20 protein-coding genes are annotated in these 18,895 nt (G+C 33.8%); 12 read left to right on the top strand and 8 right to left on the bottom strand.

Annotated features, from left to right (window positions below; all coding sequences use genetic code 11):
- Window position 1 precedes the first annotated feature (1 nt).
- From LNP04_RS08845 to tilS, 6 genes are all read right to left on the bottom strand, one after another.
- On the bottom strand, window positions 2-430 hold the full coding sequence (locus LNP04_RS08845; RefSeq protein WP_229986126.1) for a DM13 domain-containing protein: 429 nt from the start codon (window positions 428-430) through the stop codon (window positions 2-4).
- Window positions 431-474: 44 nt separating this feature from the next.
- Window positions 475-1,389 carry a hypothetical protein gene (locus tag LNP04_RS08840; RefSeq protein WP_229986125.1) on the bottom strand — a complete coding sequence of 305 codons (915 nt, stop codon included), beginning with the start codon at window positions 1,387-1,389 and terminating at the stop codon, window positions 475-477.
- Window positions 1,390-1,497: 108 nt separating this feature from the next.
- Window positions 1,498-1,947, bottom strand: coding sequence for a YHS domain-containing (seleno)protein (locus LNP04_RS08835; protein ID WP_229986124.1), 450 nt, complete (start codon window positions 1,945-1,947; stop codon window positions 1,498-1,500).
- A 1-nt stretch (window position 1,948) separates the two neighbouring features.
- Window positions 1,949-2,911 (bottom strand): redoxin domain-containing protein, encoded by a 963-nt coding sequence (locus LNP04_RS08830; protein WP_229986123.1) that lies wholly within the window; start codon window positions 2,909-2,911, stop codon window positions 1,949-1,951.
- Between the two features lie 98 nt (window positions 2,912-3,009).
- A complete protein-coding gene (locus tag LNP04_RS08825) occupies window positions 3,010-3,564 on the bottom strand; it encodes an RNA polymerase sigma factor (protein ID WP_229986122.1) in 555 nt (184 codons plus the stop codon).
- Window positions 3,561-4,868, bottom strand: coding sequence for a tRNA lysidine(34) synthetase TilS (tilS, locus tag LNP04_RS08820; protein ID WP_229986121.1), 1,308 nt, complete (start codon window positions 4,866-4,868; stop codon window positions 3,561-3,563). The genes LNP04_RS08825 and tilS overlap by 4 nt, the downstream gene beginning before the upstream one ends.
- An 86-nt stretch (window positions 4,869-4,954) precedes the next feature.
- Between tilS and LNP04_RS08815 the strand changes: the two genes are divergently transcribed.
- From LNP04_RS08815 to LNP04_RS08795, 5 genes are all read left to right on the top strand, one after another.
- Window positions 4,955-5,788 (top strand): OmpA family protein, encoded by an 834-nt coding sequence (locus tag LNP04_RS08815; RefSeq protein ID WP_229986120.1) that lies wholly within the window; start codon window positions 4,955-4,957, stop codon window positions 5,786-5,788.
- A gap of 344 nt (window positions 5,789-6,132) precedes the next feature.
- Entirely contained in the window at window positions 6,133-6,780 is a 648-nt protein-coding gene (locus LNP04_RS08810; RefSeq protein WP_229986119.1) for an O-methyltransferase, read from the top strand.
- 88 nt (window positions 6,781-6,868) lie between these two features.
- Window positions 6,869-7,585: a C40 family peptidase gene (locus tag LNP04_RS08805; RefSeq protein WP_229986118.1), complete on the top strand. Its 717-nt coding sequence runs from the start codon at window positions 6,869-6,871 to the stop codon at window positions 7,583-7,585.
- Window positions 7,586-7,603: 18 nt separating this feature from the next.
- Window positions 7,604-8,071, top strand: a complete 468-nt coding sequence (locus LNP04_RS08800; protein ID WP_229986117.1) for a DUF1648 domain-containing protein — start codon at window positions 7,604-7,606, stop codon at window positions 8,069-8,071.
- Between the two features lie 6 nt (window positions 8,072-8,077).
- Entirely contained in the window at window positions 8,078-9,316 is a 1,239-nt protein-coding gene (locus tag LNP04_RS08795; protein ID WP_229986116.1) for a 3-deoxy-D-manno-octulosonic acid transferase, read from the top strand.
- On the opposite strand, the gene LNP04_RS08790 is transcribed toward LNP04_RS08795, so the two are convergent.
- Window positions 9,308-9,934, bottom strand: coding sequence for a deoxyuridine 5'-triphosphate nucleotidohydrolase (locus LNP04_RS08790; protein WP_229986115.1), 627 nt, complete (start codon window positions 9,932-9,934; stop codon window positions 9,308-9,310). The two genes, LNP04_RS08795 and LNP04_RS08790, sit on opposite strands and share 9 nt — an antisense overlap.
- Entirely contained in the window at window positions 9,934-10,686 is a 753-nt protein-coding gene (locus LNP04_RS08785; protein WP_229986114.1) for a glycosyltransferase, read from the bottom strand. The genes LNP04_RS08790 and LNP04_RS08785 overlap by 1 nt, the downstream gene beginning before the upstream one ends.
- A gap of 146 nt (window positions 10,687-10,832) precedes the next feature.
- Here LNP04_RS08785 and LNP04_RS08780 point away from each other — a divergent pair, with 146 nt between their 5' ends.
- From LNP04_RS08780 to LNP04_RS08750, 7 genes are all read left to right on the top strand, one after another.
- Window positions 10,833-11,306, top strand: a complete 474-nt coding sequence (locus tag LNP04_RS08780) for a lipocalin family protein (protein WP_229986113.1) — start codon at window positions 10,833-10,835, stop codon at window positions 11,304-11,306.
- 182 nt (window positions 11,307-11,488) lie between these two features.
- Entirely contained in the window at window positions 11,489-14,527 is a 3,039-nt protein-coding gene (locus LNP04_RS08775; RefSeq protein WP_229986112.1) for a leucine--tRNA ligase, read from the top strand.
- A 239-nt stretch (window positions 14,528-14,766) separates the two neighbouring features.
- Window positions 14,767-15,630, top strand: coding sequence for a MotA/TolQ/ExbB proton channel family protein (locus LNP04_RS08770; protein ID WP_229986111.1), 864 nt, complete (start codon window positions 14,767-14,769; stop codon window positions 15,628-15,630).
- A 60-nt stretch (window positions 15,631-15,690) separates the two neighbouring features.
- Complete coding sequence (locus LNP04_RS08765) at window positions 15,691-16,299, top strand: biopolymer transporter ExbD (protein ID WP_229986110.1); 609 nt, start codon at window positions 15,691-15,693, stop codon at window positions 16,297-16,299.
- Between the two features lie 9 nt (window positions 16,300-16,308).
- The gene (locus LNP04_RS08760) at window positions 16,309-16,854 is read left to right on the top strand and encodes a biopolymer transporter ExbD (protein WP_229986109.1); all 546 of its coding nucleotides are present in this window, start codon (window positions 16,309-16,311) and stop codon (window positions 16,852-16,854) included.
- Between the two features lie 37 nt (window positions 16,855-16,891).
- Window positions 16,892-17,734, top strand: coding sequence for an energy transducer TonB (locus tag LNP04_RS08755; protein ID WP_229986108.1), 843 nt, complete (start codon window positions 16,892-16,894; stop codon window positions 17,732-17,734).
- Window positions 17,735-17,994: 260 nt separating this feature from the next.
- Window positions 17,995-18,867, top strand: a complete 873-nt coding sequence (locus LNP04_RS08750; RefSeq protein WP_229986107.1) for a PstS family phosphate ABC transporter substrate-binding protein — start codon at window positions 17,995-17,997, stop codon at window positions 18,865-18,867.
- The last annotated feature ends 28 nt before the right edge of the window (window positions 18,868-18,895 follow it).

Genomic DNA, 18,895 nt, shown 5'->3' with positions numbered 1-18,895 from the left:
GTTATTTTTTCTCCAATAAAGCGTGAGAAAATAAATGATTGTACTGTTGGCAATGAACAACGGCATATTTGTATTCATCAAAGTTTACGGGGCTTGTAAAAGTATAGGTTTGTCCGCCATTCACAGATTTCAGTTTTCCAAGCGAAATAAATTGTGCTGGCTCCTGTTCTTTGCTTACATAAACGTACAAATCCGGACCGTTGCTCACCGTGAAAGCATCATTGAAAACCAAGGTAAAAGTTCCGTCTTTCTCATAAATTTCGGCTTTTCCGTTGACGTTATTTCCGTAAGGTCCCTGCATAAAATTTCCGGAATATTTTAAAATTGCATTTTCGGGAGCCATTTCCATTAAATCTTCAGTTGCGGTGCTTTCTCTAACGCACGACACCAAAAGAACAGCTGTAATCAAGGTAATGATAATTGTTTTCATAATTTCTGATGTTTTTATTTGTTTTAAATTTTTGATTGAATGAATTAAAACCTGATTCTGTATTCTAAATTAGCGATGAAACTTCTCGTTAATCCATCGGGTCTGGATGTTCTCACGACAAAAGGAACACCTACATTAAGCTGAAGTCCATTTCTCCGGTTGATTTCGTAATCCAGATAGACATTTCCGTTCAGTGTAAGTCCTTTCGAATTGTTAATTTCCAGTTCTACATTGTTTTGGTTGGTAAAACGGTCGTTCTTCAGGTGATAAATAGGCAAAATACTTGGCGTAAGTCTTATTTTCGGATGAATCATTAAAGGATAAGAAACTCTCAGTAAAACATCGCCGCTTCTTTGGAATTTATTGGTGGATAAAAATCCTCTCAGCGCTGAACTTGCGGGATACTGTGATGCCAGAAACTGATTCTCGTTCTGCGTTAGAGGCTGTTGAAGAGCGGCAACTAACTGGATTTTTTTGATTTCGTAACCCACTCCCACAATTAAATCCAGCGTTCCTAAGCTGGACTGATAATCCATTGGCAACGGCAGATTGTTTTTGGAATTTCCTGCATCTGACAAAGGAATTTTTGCGCCTAAAGTAAATTTTAGTTTTTCGCTGGCTTTATAATTGGCGTTCAGAAACAAATCAGAAAGTCCAAAAGTAGAAACATCATTGCCGTTTTGTGCCAAAGTAGTCAATTTTGTATCAAAGCCAAATCTGTTATTGATTTGTCTGTTGTATTCTACGTAATTTCCAAAAACAGAAATCGAATTATCTGCTTTTCCAAAGAAAATTCCGGTCTTGATTTGATTATGGTAAGTTTTGATGCTGTCGTTGCTATTCGGCTGAAAACTGTTAACCGTACAGAATCCGGCGTCACTGCATCCCTGTGCAATTAGATGATTGCTTTGCAAAAGCAGTAAAAATGCAGTTCCCAGGAAAATTTTAAAGGTTTTCATATGTAGATATTTATTTTTTTAAGGTCATATGTTATCGCCCAATCTTCATAAGTGTTCTTTGTAAAGTTGGTTAATGGTGATTTCATAATGTTATTTTTTTTGTGAGGATTAATTGGTCAGTTTTTTCCAGTTTTGGTCTGCACTTTTTTTCAGTTTTGCCTCGTTCTTGTTCCAGGAAGTCAGGGTATTGTTGAAAAATTTATTGTAGAACAGGTGGGTTTTTCCGTCAATGATTTTAAAAGTGGTGGGATTGATTTCTACTTTCTCACCATCATCTCCCATTGCAAAAGCACACCAACCGCCGTAAACAGGTTCGTATTTTGCGGGATCTTTTTTCAGGAGTTCTTTATTTTTTTCCGAAGAAGTATAATAAATGGCTCCGTTTACATTAACTGCAAATTCTTTTTTCCCTTTTACCGCTTTTTTCTGTTCGATGTAAGAAACGGGATCATAGCCTTGAATTGCCAGTTTGTTTTCTAAATTTCTGTGTTCATTTTTTTGAGAAAATGCCAAAAAAGGAAGCAGAAAAATGAGAGTGAGTGTGATTATATTTTTCATATTAAAGTTGTTTTAAAATATCTTCCAATGAAGCTCTTTCTTTATAATCAGTATTGAAATGTCTCCAGATAATTTTTTGATTTTCATCTAAAATGTAGGTGGCAGAAACTGGTAATCTTCCTGATTCATCGGAACGGCTTTTCTTGAAATCGTCTCCAAGATGTTTTTCGTAGAAATCGGTCGTTTTCTTTTCTGGCGTGTAAAGCACATCAAAAAGTTCGGCGATTCTGTAGTTTTCATCATACAAAACGGAATACGCGGTTTTTGTTTTGCTGATGGTTTTTTCTATAAATTCAGGTTTTTCGGGAGAAATGATGACCAACCTTGTGTTTTTGGATTCTAATTCAGGCGCTAGGTTTTGAAGACTTTCGATGTATTTGTTACAATACGGACACCATTGTCCACGAATGAAAACCAACACCGTTTTCTTTTTTTCCTGAGACAGAGAAAATGTTCTTGCAAACTGATCTTTTGCTGTAAAGTTGGGAATCATTTCACCCACCATTTTGCCCTTCACTTCGCTGATTGTCGGCGTTTTTTTGTCTGAATTTCTTTTCTCTGTAACCGACTGTCCGATATTTAAAAATTGTGCAGCGTTGTAATATCCATATTCGTACTGCACCAATTCGCCGTTTTGGTCTAAGAAAAGAAAGGAAGGATAATTAACGATTTTAAATTTTTTGGCAAGCTCTGTTCCTTCTTTTTCGGCATCAATATAAAGACTGATGAAATTTTTATTGAAAAATTCTCCCAGCTCAGGATTCGGGAACGTGTTCTTTTTCATCAGCTTGCACGGACCGCACCAAGTAGTGTACAAATCGATGAAGATGAGCTTATTTTTCTGTTGTGCCAGTTGTTTGGCTTCTTCTAAATTTTTAGTCTGAAATTGAATTCCGGTTTTGCTTTGTGCATTGAACGAAATGACAACCAATAGAAAGAACGTATAAATTATTTTTGTGAACATAACATAAAGTATTTACTATGAAGTTCCCAAAAACAGAAAAAATCACCCGGCGAAAAGGTGATTTTTAATTATTTCATTTAAAGCGTTGATAATCAGTTTTAAAATTTATCTTCTTTTTTTATTTTCCGGATTTGCTCTACACATTTATGCTTTTGGTTTTGTGCATTGTGCTTGGTGGAATAATTGTATTTTTCCTGTATTTCTTCCATATTTTTATTCTTCATAAAAATATCGTGAATCAGAGTTTGGCAATGTGAAGAAATTTTATTGATATAGTCATTGAGTTTATCGTAATAATCTCTCTCGTTTTCTATGGCTTGGTTGATTTCTTCTTTGTTTTCAAAATAATAACTTTCGTGCATTTCCACAAAAAAGTTTCGGTTACGCAATTTTTTCAGCCAAAGGTTTTTGGAAATTCCGGTTACATAATTGGCAAGACAAGTATAGGCTTTAAAATCGTCATCGTACAATTTTTCGTACAAAATAATCAAAGCATCCTGAAAAACATCTTCCGCATCTTCAGAATTTCCTTTGTTGGAAAGAACAAACTTACGGGTGTAGCCAAAATATTTTTGATACAGAACACCAAAGGCAACATTGTTGTCTTTTTGGAAATCTGCGATAGCTAAAGTGTTTGTCGTTCTTTTATTCATTTAATAGTCAGAAGTCTCTGTGTGTCTTTTGTTGCCATACATCTTCGATCCTGTCTGAAAGGAATAATTCCCAAAATAGTATTTTTTCCATCAATTAAAATCCAGATTCTTTGCTTTACTAAAATAGACAATTTTTCGTCCTTAAAAAACTTCGAAACTTTCTTTTTTCCCGAAAAACCAATCGGATAAAACACATCTCCTTCCTCTTTTCTGCGAAGCTTTAATGGAAACGTGATTTTTTCGGCATCAAAATCCCATCGGAATGTTTTATTGATTTCTTCAATATTGGAAATTGTACCTGAAAGATTAAGTTCAACGATGCTTTGATTCAAATCAAACGCTTGAGTTAAAATAATTTCTTCCGTATTTTCTTTTTCTTGATTTAATTCATTTAAAATCAATTCGTTTCGGTTGATGATGAGTTGGAAGTCTTTTGAGAAAAACGAACTTCCGGTTTCAGATGTAAAGATTTTTTTAATTTCTTCTTCTTTTTCAAAACCATATTTTTTTAAAATTTCAAATTTCACAAAACCACTTTCGAGGTTGAGTTTTTCTTTATCTAAAATTTTATTTTCGCTGCTTGAAATTGCAATTCTGTTTTCAATGTCTTCAATTTGCTGCTGAACAAAATCTTTGGTTTGATTTAAATAAGATAAAGATTTTTTAAAATTTTCAAGAAAATGGTCATTCGTTTCTAAAAGTTTCGGAACAATCTCATTTCTGATTTTATTCCTTAAATAATCACTTTTTTTGTTGGAAAGATCTTCCCGATATTCAATTTGATTCTTTTTAGCGAAATCATAAATTTCGTTTTTAGAAAAATACAAAAGCGGACGGAGAATTTTATTGTCGTTTGCAGGAATTCCGCTCAAACCTTTTATTCCGGAAGCTTTAGATAAATTAATGATGAAAGTTTCAAGCTGATCATTCAGATGGTGTGCCGTCACTAAAAGCTCCGGATTTTCTTTTTCCTGAATCTGCTTAAAGAAGTGATATCGAAGTTCTCTTGCCCAAAGCTGAATGGAATTTTCAGGCTTGTTATCTTTTTCTGAAACTTCATATAAATGAAATTTAATCTTGTTCTCAAAACAAAAATCCTCAACCACTTTTTGATCCGCATCAGAATCTTCTCCACGAAGCTTGTAATTCACATGTGCAATTTGGAAATTTAAACCTAAAACATTAAAAACATATGCTAAAACCATAGAATCTGCACCTCCGCTAACGGCTAAAAGGTAGTGCTGATTTTCGGGAAATGAAATAAGGTTTTCGAGTTGTTTTTTGAAGGTTGATTTTTCCAGCATGAGGCTCAGAATTTCTTTTGTACAAAGATAAACCATATAATTAAAATGAATTTTCCTAAATTTGACTCGTCTAAAAAAGATTATTTATGAAGATTATTAAAATTTTAGTAGTTTCTGCAATGGCGTTGGGTGCAACATCTTGTGTAAGTAAAAAGCAATATGACGCATTGAGCGGCAACTACAAACAGTGTATCGAAAATATCGGCGAAAGACAAAGAGAAATTCAGGATCTAAAAGGCCAGAATTCAACGCTGACCGCTGAAAATAACCTATTAAAAAGTCAGCATGATGCTCTGAAATCATCTTTGGATGCATGTCTTTCAAATACAGGAAAAAGCTCTGCAAACATTGATAAATTGGTGGGAGAGATTAATTCTTCAAACATGTATATCAAGCAGCTTATTTCTTCTAATGCGAAAAATGATAGCTTAAATTTAGCTTTGTCAAACAAGTTGAAGAGATCTTTGGATAACGTAACTGACGATGATGTTCAGGTAAAAGTGTTGAAAGGAGTTGTAATGATCTCACTTTCTGATAAAATGTTATACAAAGTTGGAGATTACAACGTGCTTCCGGCAGCTCAGGAAGTTTTGGGAAAAGTAGCTAAGGTTATTAACGATTACGACAAATATTCTGTATTGATCGAGGGTAATACGGATAATTCTCCTTTAAGCTCTGCAAATCTACCTAGAGATAACTGGGATCTTTCTGCTTTGAGAGGAACTTCAATTGCAAAAGTATTGCAAAGCCAGTTTGGTGTTGATCCAGCGAGAATTACAGCAGGTGGACGTTCAGAATACAATCCGAAAGCAACAAATATGAGTGTTTCCGGAAGAGCTGAAAATAGAAGAACAGAGATCATCATTATGCCTAAGCTTGATGAGTTTATGAAACTGATGGATATTACTCCTAAGAAATAATTGCTTTCAAAATAGTACAAAGAATCCCGATAAAATTTTTATCGGGATTTTTTTGTTAGACAATATCATCCTTTTTAAGTTTAAAGAAGCTTTCTTTTAAAAGGAAATTGCATTCTCTTCCTAGGAATTGTTTTTTGTCTGAAGGATCAGTTTGTTTCATCGACTTGTTTTTACCTCCTTTTTCAATAAATTTTTTTCACCATCATGTGCTAGGTTTCTTGCTCGTGCAAATCTAATACGAGAAACCGTTACCAGGCATCCGTATTTATACGGATATTTTGATTTTAACATTTAAGAAAAAATTGTTTATATTTAAGTAAATTTGAATCGTAAAAATTATCAATATGAGCTTTTTTGAAGAAGAAAATGCTGAGATGGACAGGTATTTGGAGAATCACGCTTCCAGCGAACCCGAAATCCTGAGAAAACTGAGAAGAGAAACTTTTCAAAAGACTACTCAGCCTCACATGATCTCAGGTTATCAACAGGGAAGATTATTGACCATTATTTCAAAAATTTTACAGCCGAAAAATATATTAGAAATAGGAACTTTTACTGGTTATGCTGCATTGTGTATGGCTGAAGGATTGTCAAAAGATGGAAAGCTGACAACTTTGGATGTGAATGAGGACTTAGCGTATCTGCCTAAAAAATATTTTTCGGAAAGTCAGTTTTCTAGTCAGATTCATTTTAAACTTCAGGATGCAAAAGAATTTTTAAAGGAAACCGATGAGGTTTTTGACTTGGTTTTCATTGATGCTGATAAAGAAAATTACGCTGAATATTTCAGATTAATTAAACCAAAAACAAAATCAGGCTCCGTTGTGATGTTTGACAATGTGCTTTGGTACGGGAAAGTTTTAGAAGAAAACCCGAAACAGAAATCTACACAAGTCATCAAAGAACTTAATGATTTGGCGGCGAAAGATGAAGATTTTGAAAATCTTATTTTACCTTTGCGTGACGGAGTAAATCTGCTTCGAAGAAAATAATTTAACTATTAAAAGATTAAATGATTGAAAGATTGGTTGAGCTTATTTTTTAATTTTTAATTTTTAAATCTTTTAATTCAAAAACTAAATGGATAAAGGAATTTGTGTGGTAACAGTGGCGCCGGTGCGTGCAGAAAATTCTGACAGAGCAGAAATTGTTACTGAAATATTGTTTGGTGAAAGTGCAGATATTTTGGAAGTGAATAAAAACTGGACCAAAATTAAAATGCACTACGACGGATATGAAGGCTGGATGGATACCAAACAAATCAAACATGTAACCGATGAATATTTGGCGAGCAGAAAAGTAACTCTAATTACTGAAGATTTCGCATCGATCATGACCAATGACGGCCGCACTTTGCTTTCTATGGGTTCTGAGGTAGAATATCCTGCTGTTGCGTCCCGTAGAAGTCATGACTTACGTGAAAGCATCGCTCTGACAGCAAAAGAATTCCTGAATGTTCCCTATTTATGGGGCGGAAAAAGTTTCTTTGCAGTAGACTGTTCTGGCTTTGTGCAGTTGGTGTATAAAATTCATAACGTGAAAATGCCGAGAGATACTTATCAGCAGGCAGAAGTTGGTGAGGTTTTAAGTTTCGTGGAAGAAAGCCAACCTGGCGATCTTGCATATTTTGAAAATTCTGAAGGGAAAATTATTCACGTTGGAATTATGCTTGAAAATCAAAAGATTATTCACGCATCAGGAAAAGTGAGAATAGATACGCTTGATTCTACCGGAATTTTCAATAAAGAAATGAATAAACACACGCACAAACTGAGAGTGATTAAAAGTGTTTTGTAATCTCAAACAGAGCTTCGAATGGAAGATGCATTATTTATAGTATTTGATTTGCTCAATCTCGGATTGGTTATCTTTCTTTGGTGGTTTACCTTGAAAAACTATAAATCTTTACCGCAAGTTATTCCTACGCATTTTGATGTTGAAGGCAAAGCTGATAATTTTGGAAACAAAAAATGGTTTTTCTTTACACCAATTCTTAGCGTTATTTTTTACATAGGCATTTTCTTTTTGATACGTTCCCCGGAATCTGCCAATTTTCCTGTTGAGATTACTGACGAAAACAGAGATGTGCAGTTCTTTATCATGAATTTTTTTATAAGATGGCTGTTTCTTTTAATTGGTTTGATTTTTTTAAACAATCAGGATTTTACATTCAGATATGCGTTTGATGAAGATACAAAAGCAAAAGTTCCTTTTTCAACGATGTTGCTTTCTGTTATTGGTAGTCTAATTGCCGTTTTTATCATTACGGCTCAGTTTAAATAATTAAATATGGCTTTCCTTTACAATCTTTTTATCCAACTTCTCATTTTCGGGATGAAAGTTTTCTCATTGTTTAATGATAAAACTAAAAAAGGCGTTGAAGGAAGGAAACAATCTTTGAATATCATTAAATCAGCATTCTCAGCCCATGACAAAGTGATCTGGATGCATGCTGCTAGCTTAGGTGAATACGAGCAAGGTCTACCTGTTTTAGAAAAGCTTAAGAACGAATTTCCTAATCATAAAATTTTGATAACTTTCTTTTCTCCATCGGGATTAGAGAATGTTGTTAAAAAGAAAAATATAGCTGATGCAATCTGTTATTTACCTTTTGATACAGAGCGAAATGTAAAAGAATTTCTTGCTCAGATGAATGTTGAACTATTTTTTACGGTGAAATATGACTACTGGTATAATCTTCTTCATGAACTGAAAAATAAGAAAGTGAAAACGTTTGTGATTTCTGCTTTATTTTATGAAAGTCAATCATTCTTCACGTCGTATGGGAAATGGTTTGTAAAGCAATTGAAAAAGAATGTTGATTGGTTTTTTCATCAGACAAAACAATCTTGTCTTTTGGCTAAAAGCATCGGTTTGCAGAACGCTTCAGTGACTGGCGATACAAGATTTGACCGAGTAAAGCATTTAAAAAATCGTGATAATCATGTTGATTTTATCAAAGAATTTGTTGATGATAAACAAACAATTATCTTCGGAAGTTCTTGGCAGGCTGAAGAGAAATTAGCGAGAATGATTTCAGAAAAAAATCAAAATGTAAAATTAATCATTGCTCCTCACGATTTAAAAAGAGTGGAACATTTAAAAGGAATATTTCCAAACGCAATTCTTTATAGTAACTTAAAAAACGCTCAAACTTTCCAACATTCAGACTCTCAAACTTTAATCATCGACAGTATCGGTTTGCTTTCAAAACTGTATTCGTATGCAGATGTCGCAGTCGTTGGTGGTGGTTTTCATAATTCGGGATTACATAATATTCTTGAAGCCGCAACTTTCGGTATTCCTTTAGTTTTTGGAAATCATTACAAGAAAAATCCTGAAGCGGATGATTTAATTAAAGCTGAAGGCGGAAAATCTTTCGAGCATGAAAATGAAGCTGCAGAATTTGTTCTTTATCTTTTAAATAATGAAGAAGAGTTGAAAAGTATGTCAGAAAACGCCGGAAAATTTGTTGCTGAACAACCTAATTCTTCAGAATTAATCCTAAAGAAAATTCTCTCACTTTAAAAATCCTTGGCTTTTTATGTCTTTTACCATTAAATCTAAATGATCGGGAATTTTTTCAATCGTCAGCCAATTAAAATCAAAGCCATTATTGATGCAGAGTTTTTCAAAATATCTGTTTTCATGAATTTTTGATTCTATACTTTCTAAAACTTCATTCAGTTCCATCCAATAATCTTCATCCAATTTTTTAATCGAAATGATGGCTTTCAAAAGTTTATTAATGAGATAAATATAAAGCTTATAGATATTATCAAACCTTTGATGATTGAGTTTGTCGTTGTTTTCCAGAATTTGATTAACGAGGAATAGCTGAAGGTAAATATCTCCGAATTTGTCAGTCGTGATTTTCACATGCTCCGTAATTTCTGCACTTATTTTTCTGATGAGAACCAAAAAATATTTAGGATTTCCGATGTATTTTGATGCCAGAAGAACTCTTTCCTCGATTAGCTCTTCCATCTGACTTCTTTTCTGATCGGTCGTTTCCGTATCTATCAGTTCAAAATAAAGTTTCTTAGAGAGTAATTTATCTTTTTTCAGCAAACGGAAAATAAGTCGGTCTTTTTCTATTGCTGAAAAATTGCTTAGTGCCGCTTTAAATTCTTTAGAATATTCCATTAATTAAATATTTTAGAGTATTTCAAAAATCCATTGATTGCCCAGTTGGCGGTGTAATATAAAGATTTCACGGTAGAAAATTTCATGAAATCTTTGTAAACTAAATATTGGTCTTTCACGATGTTTTGCTTTTTTCTGGAAACGCTTGTCGCGTGCATTCTGTACTTTGCCATGGTCTTTGGAAGAGGTTTTCCGATCGGGATTTTCTTTAATAAATTCAGCCACATCACATGGTCTTCACGTTTACTTCCTTCCGGAAAATATTCTACACCAACTCTTTTAGAATCGTACATTGATGAAAGCAGAGACAGTCTGCAAGTCTTGAGTAAGTTTTCAAAAGTAACTTCTTTGTCCGCTTTAAAATCTTCAATTTTCGGAACTAAATTTTCATCACATCTAGCATAATTAGAATAGGCGATTTCTGCATTTTCTTTCTTCATAAATCCAATCATTTCTTCCAAAAAATTAGGCTCCCAAAAATCATCCGCATCCAAAAAAGTAATGAATCTTCCGGTTGCATTTTTTAAAGAAATATTTCTAGCATGTCCGGCGCCTCCGTTTTTTTCGGCAACTGTAAGCTTTATTCTAGGGTCGCTAAGTTTTTGAATAATTTCCACAGAATTATCGGAAGATTTGTCATCCGTAATCAGCCATTCCCAATCTTTAAAGGTCTGATTTTTTACAGATGCGATGGTTTCTTCCAGAAATTTTGAAGAATTATAGCAAGGCGTGATGATGGAAACTTCAGGCATTCAGTATTTTTTGCAAATATAAGGCTTTGGAAATGGTCTTTAAAAGCGGTATTTTTAAGAAAATGTAAATTATGATTCCAAAATTCAAAAAAAATGATTGATTTTTAATAAAAAATCATAATTTTATGCCTTGAAAAATTTGATCTATGAAGAAATTAGCATTATTGTTTGCAGGTTTATCATTAATGGTAGCTACTACCGCATGTAAAGATGACGAAGAAACTGTGCAGGAGTTTCCAATCGTGGGAACCTGGAAGCCGGTAGCAGAAGTAAGAACAGAAGTTGATCTTGACGGTGTCGGGATTTCTGATGAAATTACATACACTACTTGTCAACAGGAATCTAGATGGGTATTTAATGAAAATAATTCAGGGAAAAGAACAAATAAAGATGAAGCAGGTTCTCCGTTAACTTGCTCTACGATTTCTGAACGTAACTTCAGTTATACTTATAACAAAACGGAAAAGAATTTTGAAATCAAATATCAGGGAACGGTAGTGTCTGAAAAAGGAAAAATTGTTGATCTGACTGCAGAAACAATGAACCTTAAAATTGAGGATAATGTAGATCCTACAGTTTACAAAGCAACAACATATACTTTCAAAAGAGTAGCTCCGTAATATTTAAATTAATAACATTTTATATAAATCTCATCTGCGGATGAGATTTTTTGTTTAGAGCAACGTTCAATTAGTTTAAAATTAAATAACCAATTCTTTTAAAATCATTAAATTTGTGAATCTTGATTTTAAATTAAATCTAAAATTCATCAAAGTCTAACAACAAATATCATTATAATAACGTGTTTTACGATCATCAGCAGATAGAAAAAAAGTGGCAGAAATACTGGGAAGACAATCAAACTTACAAGACTTCCGATAAAACAGATAAACCTAAATTTTACGTACTCGATATGTTTCCCTATCCATCGGGAGCTGGGCTTCACGTAGGTCATCCGCTGGGATATATTGCATCAGATATTTATGCGAGATATAAAAGACATCAGGGTTTTAATGTTTTGCATCCTGTAGGGTATGACAGTTTCGGACTTCCTGCAGAACAATATGCCATTCAAACTGGGCAGCATCCTGCGGTGACTACAGAGCAAAATATCACGAGATATGAAGAACAGTTAAGAAAGATTGGTTTTTCATTTGACTGGAGTAGGGAAGTGAGAACTTCCGATGCTTCCTATTATAAATGGACGCAGTGGATTTTTATTCAATTGTTTCATTCGTGGTATAATAAAGATACAGACAAGGCAGAATCTATCGAAACTTTAATCAAACATTTTGAGGAAAAAGGAACTGAAGGTCTTAATGCCAATCAAAACGACGAATTAAATTTTACTTCAGAAGAATGGAAAAATGCTTCTGAAATTGATAAAGAAGATATTTTATTAAATTACCGTCTGTCTTTCCGAGCTGAGACCACTGTCAACTGGTGTCCGGCCTTAGGAACCGTTTTAGCCAACGACGAAATTAAAGACGGGAAATCTGAAAGAGGAGGCTTCCCTGTTTTCCAAAAGAAAATGATGCAGTGGAGCATGAGAATTTCTGCTTACTCTGAAAGATTATTACAAGGTTTGAAAACTCTGGACTGGCCACAGCCTTTGAAAGATGCTCAGGAATATTGGATTGGAAAATCTCAGGGAGCACAAGTGAAATTTCAGGTAGAAAATCACGAAGAAGTTATCGAGGTTTTCACAACAAGACCTGATACTATTTTTGGTGCAACCTTTATGGTGTTGGCACCCGAAAATCCTTTGGTAGAAAATATTACAACGGCAGAACAAAAAGTTGAGGTAGATAATTATATAGAAGAAACTTCTAAGAAAACCGAACGTGATAGAATGGCTGACGTGAAAAACGTTTCAGGTGCTTTCACCGGAACTTATGCAGTTAATCCGTTTAGCGGAAAAAAGATGCCGATTTATATTTCAGATTATGTTTTGATGGGTTACGGAACGGGAGCTGTAATGGCTGTTCCTGCGCACGACGAGCGTGATCATAGATTTGCAAAGAAATTTAGTTTAGAAATTATAAAAGTTGTAGAAACTGAAGAAGACATTCAGGAAAAATCTTTTGATTCTAAAGATTCTGTCTGTGTGAATTCTGATTTTTTAAACGGTTTAAATTATAATGATGCAAAATCAAAAATAATTGCTGAAATAGAAAACAAGGGAATTGGTCACGGAACAACGAACTACAGACAGCGTGATGCCATTTTCTCAAGACAACGTTATTGGGGTGAGCCGGTTCCTATATATTATAAGGAAGGAATGCCTTACACATTGCCGACTTCTGCATTGCCTTTAGAACTTCCTGAAGTTGAAAAATATTTGCCGACAGAAGACGGAGATCCGCCATTAGGAAACGCAAAAACGTTTGCCTGGGATGAAGCGAATCAAAAAGTGGTTGCGACAGATTTAATTGATGACAAAACAGTATTTCCTTTAGAATTATCTACAATGCCGGGTTGGGCGGGAAGCTCATGGTATTTCCTTAGATATATGGATCCGAATAATGATGAGGTTTTTGCTAAAAAAGAACTTTCGGATTATTGGGGACAGGTTGATTTATACATCGGCGGTAGCGAGCATGCAACAGGTCATTTATTATATTCCCGTTTCTGGAATATGTTCTTAAAAGACAGAGGGTATATTAATCAGGATGAGCCTTTCCAAAAGTTGATTAATCAGGGGATGATTTTGGGGATGAGTGCTTTTGTTTATAGGCTAAGTGGAAGTTATACTCAAGAACAAGTTAATGGAAAGCCTGCATATGAAAATATTAAAGAACCATTGAATATTTTTATTACTTCTAATTATAAGAAAATACTTGACAATTATAAATCGAAATTTTATGAATTACAATTAAAAGGTAAATCTACTTTTGATTTAGATAAGCCCAACGAAATAGAATTTTTAGAAGAAGAATATTTTAAAAGGTTAAAAGAATTAAATCCTGAATCTCAACAATTAAGTTTAGGGACATTAAATCTTAAAATTGGTGTTCAAGCAATCCACGTTGATGTATCTTTATTAAAAGGAACATCGGATGAATTAGATACTGAAGCGTTCAAATCTTGGAGGCCAGATTACGCAGACGCAGAATTTATTTTAGAAGACGGAAAATACATCACAGAACGTGAAGTAGAAAAAATGTCCAAATCAAAGTACAATGTTGTAAATCCTGATGACATCTGTGAAGAATACGGAGCAGACGGTTTAAGATTGTATGAAATGTTTTTAGGTCCGTTAGAGCAATCCAAGCCTTGGAACACACAAGGTCTTAGCGGGGTTTACGGTTTCCTGAAAAAATTCTGGAATTTGTATTTCAACGAAGATGTTTTTGAAGTTTCTGAAGAAGAGCCTACAAAAGCGGAATATAAAATTCTGCATACCTTAATAAAGAAGGTGGTTTATGATATTGAAAATTTTTCTTTCAATACGTCAGTTTCTTCATTTATGATTGCTGTCAACGAGTTACAGAAATTAAAATGCAACAAACGCAATATATTAGAACCTTTAGCCGTTATAATTTCCCCTTACGCCCCACACATCTGTGAAGAGGTATGGAATTTGCTTGGTCATAAAGATTCGATAGAGTTTGAAAAATTCCCTATTTTGAATGAGGAATATTTGGTTGAAGACGAAATTAATTATCCGATAAGCGTAAATGGTAAGATGAAATTTAAAATTTCTCTTTCGGCTCAGCTTTCTGCAGCAGATGTTGAGGTTTTAGTGCTTCAAAATGACAAATTGAAAGAGATTTTAGACGGTAAAACTCCTAAAAAAATCATTGTGGTACATAAAAAGATAGTAAATATTGTAATTTAAAATAAATTTAACATTGGTAATTTCAAAAAATTAGAGCATTAAATTTTTTGATTTTTTAATGTAATTACAATAAGTGATAAAAATCATTAATAATTTTGGATATAATTACAATATCGGAATCGTATTAATTTTTCGTTATCAAAAAAAGACAAAATGTTTATTTAAGACTATTGCATTTTAAGTAATTTTGCCTTTATTTTACAACTTTAAAATTTTTAAACAATATAATTTAGTTAAATATGGAAATGAATGTTTCAAAAAATGATGAGCAAGTAGTTGCTAGAAAGGCAGGAGGTTTAAATCCAGCTGTAATTATTCCTATCCTATTGGTATTGGGGATTTGTATTTGGTTATTCGTATTGGGTAGCCCAGGTAATTTTAAAGCTGATCCTAGATTAACAGGAGGTTCAGTAGCTTTTTCTGATGTAGAAGGTAAAGATCTTCATCCAGAAGGGTTCATGGGAATGATTTATATGGGAGGTGTTATTGTACCATTGCTTGTTACATTCATGATTACTGTAATCGTTTTCTCATTTGAAAGATATTTTGTTTTAAACAAAGCTTCAGGTGCAGGAAATGTAGACAACTTCGTTGTAAAAGTTAGAAGTTTGCTAAACCAGAACAAAGTTGATGAAGCTCTAGAAGAGTGCGACAGACAACAAGGTTCTGTAGGGAATGTAGTAAAAGAAGGTTTGACGACTTACAAAGCGTTGGCTCACGATACTACATTAAACAAAGAACAAAAAATGATTGCTCTAAACAAAGCTATCGAAGAGGCTACTACTCTTGAGATGCCAATGTTAGAAAAAAACATGATGATTCTTTCTACTTTAGGTACAGTTGCAACATTGGTAGCACTATTAGGTACTGTAATTGGTATGATTAGAGCGTTCTTCGCTTTAGGAGCTAGTGGTGGTACACCTGATGCTGCTGCATTATCAATTGGTATTTCTGAAGCATTGATCAACACTGCATTAGGTATTGGTACTTCAGCTGTAGCGATTATCCTTTATAACTTCTTTACTTCTAAAATTGACGGATTGACTTACAAGATCGACGAGATCGCAATGAGCATTCAGCAGTCTTTTGCAGAATTTCACTAAGAATTAAGTGAATCCGTGTTTTACACAAAAAGAAGTTTATAATTTAATTAGATAATAATAATGGCGAGAATAAAACCAAAAAGACATGGGGTAGTTACGGATATGACCGCAATGTGCGACGTTACGTTCCTACTACTTACATTCTTTATTATGACCACTCAGTTCAAAAAGCCTGATGTGGAGCAAATCAAACCGCCATCTTCAATCTCAGAAAAATTACTTCCTGATGCTAGTTTAATGACTATTAATGCTACACCAGACGGAAAATTTTATTTCCAGCCGGTAGAGAATGCAACAGAAAGATTAGAGCTTTTGGATAAAATGGGACAAAAGTACGGTGTTACTTTTGACAACAACCAGAAAGCTGCATTTCAGAGAGTTCAGACAATTGGGGTTCCTATGAACCAACTTAGAAGCTATCTTTCATTGTCTGAGGATGAGCAGAAGAATTTTAAAAGTCCAAAAGGTATTCCTATGGATAGTACAAATAAACAGTTAGTAGACTGGGTAGAGCAGAGTTTAAGCGTTAATCCTGAATACAAATTAGCGATTAAGGGTGACGTTACTACAGAATATCCAAAAGTTAAAAGTTTATTTGAGGGTTTAAGAGATATTGATTTTCTTAAATTTTGGTTGATAACGTCACAAGAAGGTAAACCTACTGAATAATTAGAAGAAATGGCAGAAGTACAGGTACAAGAGAAAGGCGGCAAAGGCGGCAAAGTACGTTCCAAGAAAAATAACCCCCGAGTTGATATGACTCCGATGGTGGATTTGAATTTCTTACTATTGATGTTCTTTATGTTTACATCAACGTTTAGTAAACCAAATGTAATGGATTTAGGTCTTCCTGGTAAACCAAAACCAAACGATCCAATTCCACCTAAGACGGAAATTAAACTTTCTAATTCAGTTTCTTTATTATTAGGAAAAGACAACAGAATTTTTTGGCATCAGCAGGATAATACATCTTTAACTGACCAAAACTTAACTGAAACATCTTTTGATAGAGAAGGCATTAGAAAGATTATAGAGCAAGCAAAAGCAGGAGCGGCAGATAAAGAAAAATTTACAGTAATTATCAAGCCAACTGACGATGCAGTATATAAGAACTTTGTAGACATTCTAGACGAAATGGCTATTACCAAAAGCGAAAGATATGGTGTTACCGATTTGAAGCCTTGGGAAAAAGCTATTTACGATAAGAAAGTTGGTAACAAATAATTACTACAAAGTAATTAACCATTAAATTTATATTACAATGGCAGATGAAAATGCTTACAGTCAAAATCTTACATTAGACGAGATTGTATTTGAAAATAGAAATAAAAACTATGGAGCTTATGATATCAGAACTCAGTATCCTAGATTACTGACAAAATCTTTTATCATTGGTACATCTATCTTTTTATTGATTGCTTTATCTCCTCTTATTTATTTAACCATTAAAAACCTCGCTGCTGAAGAGCAGGTAGAAGTAAAGGCAGATTTGGTTGATATTATTCAGGAAGATAAAATTATAGAGCAGCCTAAGGAAGAAGAACCACCTCCACCACCTCCACCAAAAGAGGAGGAGAAGATTGAGATTATTCAGAATGTGGTTCCGGAACCGGTGAAAGCTCCAAAAATTGAAACTCCACCGCCGCCAATTTCTAAGCAATTAGAAACAACTACAGGTGTTACAGCTCAGGAAGGTGTGAAAGCTCCGGCTTATACACCGCCGCCGCCACCACCTTCTACAGGTACTAAAGCTTCAACAGCTGAAGTTAAGCCTCAGGTAAGTGATACGCAAGTATACAGCGAGGTAGAGCAAACTGCAGAATTCCCTGGAGGTATCAATGCATTTAGAAATAAAGTGTCTGGTAACTTCGACGGTTCAGCAATGAACGGTGATGAGGGTACTGTAAAAACTGAAATTACTTTCGTTGTCGAAAGAGATGGATCTATTACAGATGTAAAAGCTAACGGTAAAAATGCAGATTTTAATTCTGAAGCGGTTAGAACAATTAAGTCAATTAAAAATAAATGGACTCCTGCAAAAATCAATGGTCAATCTGTACGTTACAGATTCAGATTACCATTAACAATGAATTTTGAAGGATAGTATTTATCTTTAAATATTATTAAAAAAGAGAAGCTTATGCTTCTCTTTTTATTTTTTTTAATACTTTTGTTATATGGTTTTCAAATATTTATCCTTAGTAACGGGATTTTGTTATATAGTCTTAGGGCTCATCATTATTTTTTATAAAGCATCTTTTGCCAGTTTTGATCCTACAATGATTTTGGTGTTCGGTATAGCAATTATTTTATACGGAATATTCAGAATTTGGAGAGGATTTTTAAATTTAAAAAATACAACTGATGAAGAATAGTATAAAAGTTATCTTTCTTTTTTTGCTCGTGACAATCATAAGTTGCTCAAAGAAAAGTGAAAAGTCTTTGTCTTACAAAGATGGTGAGATGACTATTCTTACCGATGAATCTTTTAAGAGTGTAACAGAAGCATTGGCTGAAGGGTATATGATCAGTTATCCTGAAAGCAAAATAAAAGTTGTTACAAAGAAAGAAGACCTCGGGTTTTTAGATCTTTTAAATAATAAAGTAAAGATTGCTGTAATGTCTAAGGACTTATCTCCTGAAGAAAAAAAGGCTTACGAGGAACAAGTTGATTTAAAATTTATACCAGCAAAATTCGCTGCTGATGCGGTTGTTTTTGTAGTTCCAAAAGATTCTGAGAAAACCAGTATTACCATGGAAGAGATTGTAAAAGGTATGCAGTCAGAAGAAAAAAACTTTATATTCGACGGGGCTAATTCAAGTAACTTGAATTTTGTAGCGCAAAAATTAAAAAAACTTCCTAAAGATCTGAAATATTCTATTATTCCCGGAAGTGCAAATGTAATTGAGGAATTGAGTAAATATCCTGAAAAAATCGGTGTGGTTGGTCTAAATACCATCAGCAGGCCGTATGATAAAAACGCAGAAAAATTAAGAGAATTAATAAAAGTTTTGCCTGTTGTTAGTAATGGGAAAACCTATTCAGCAGACTTTGAAGGTATGCGTGAGATGAAATATCCTTTTACAAGAGTCTTGTATTTCTTAACAAATGAGGGTAATTTTAACATTGCGAATGGTTTTATAAGATATTCTTGTACTCATTTAGGCCAGAAAATCGTTCAAAAAGAGGGCTTACAGCCCTATAATATTTATCCACGAGAAGTTCAGATGCGTTAAATAATATTAAATTCATCTGATTGCCAAT

The organism is Chryseobacterium sp. C-71, assembly GCF_020911865.1.
In the GTDB taxonomy this organism is placed as follows: Bacteria; Bacteroidota; Bacteroidia; order Flavobacteriales; family Weeksellaceae; genus Chryseobacterium.
This window is presented reverse-complemented; position numbering and strand designations above follow the sequence as displayed.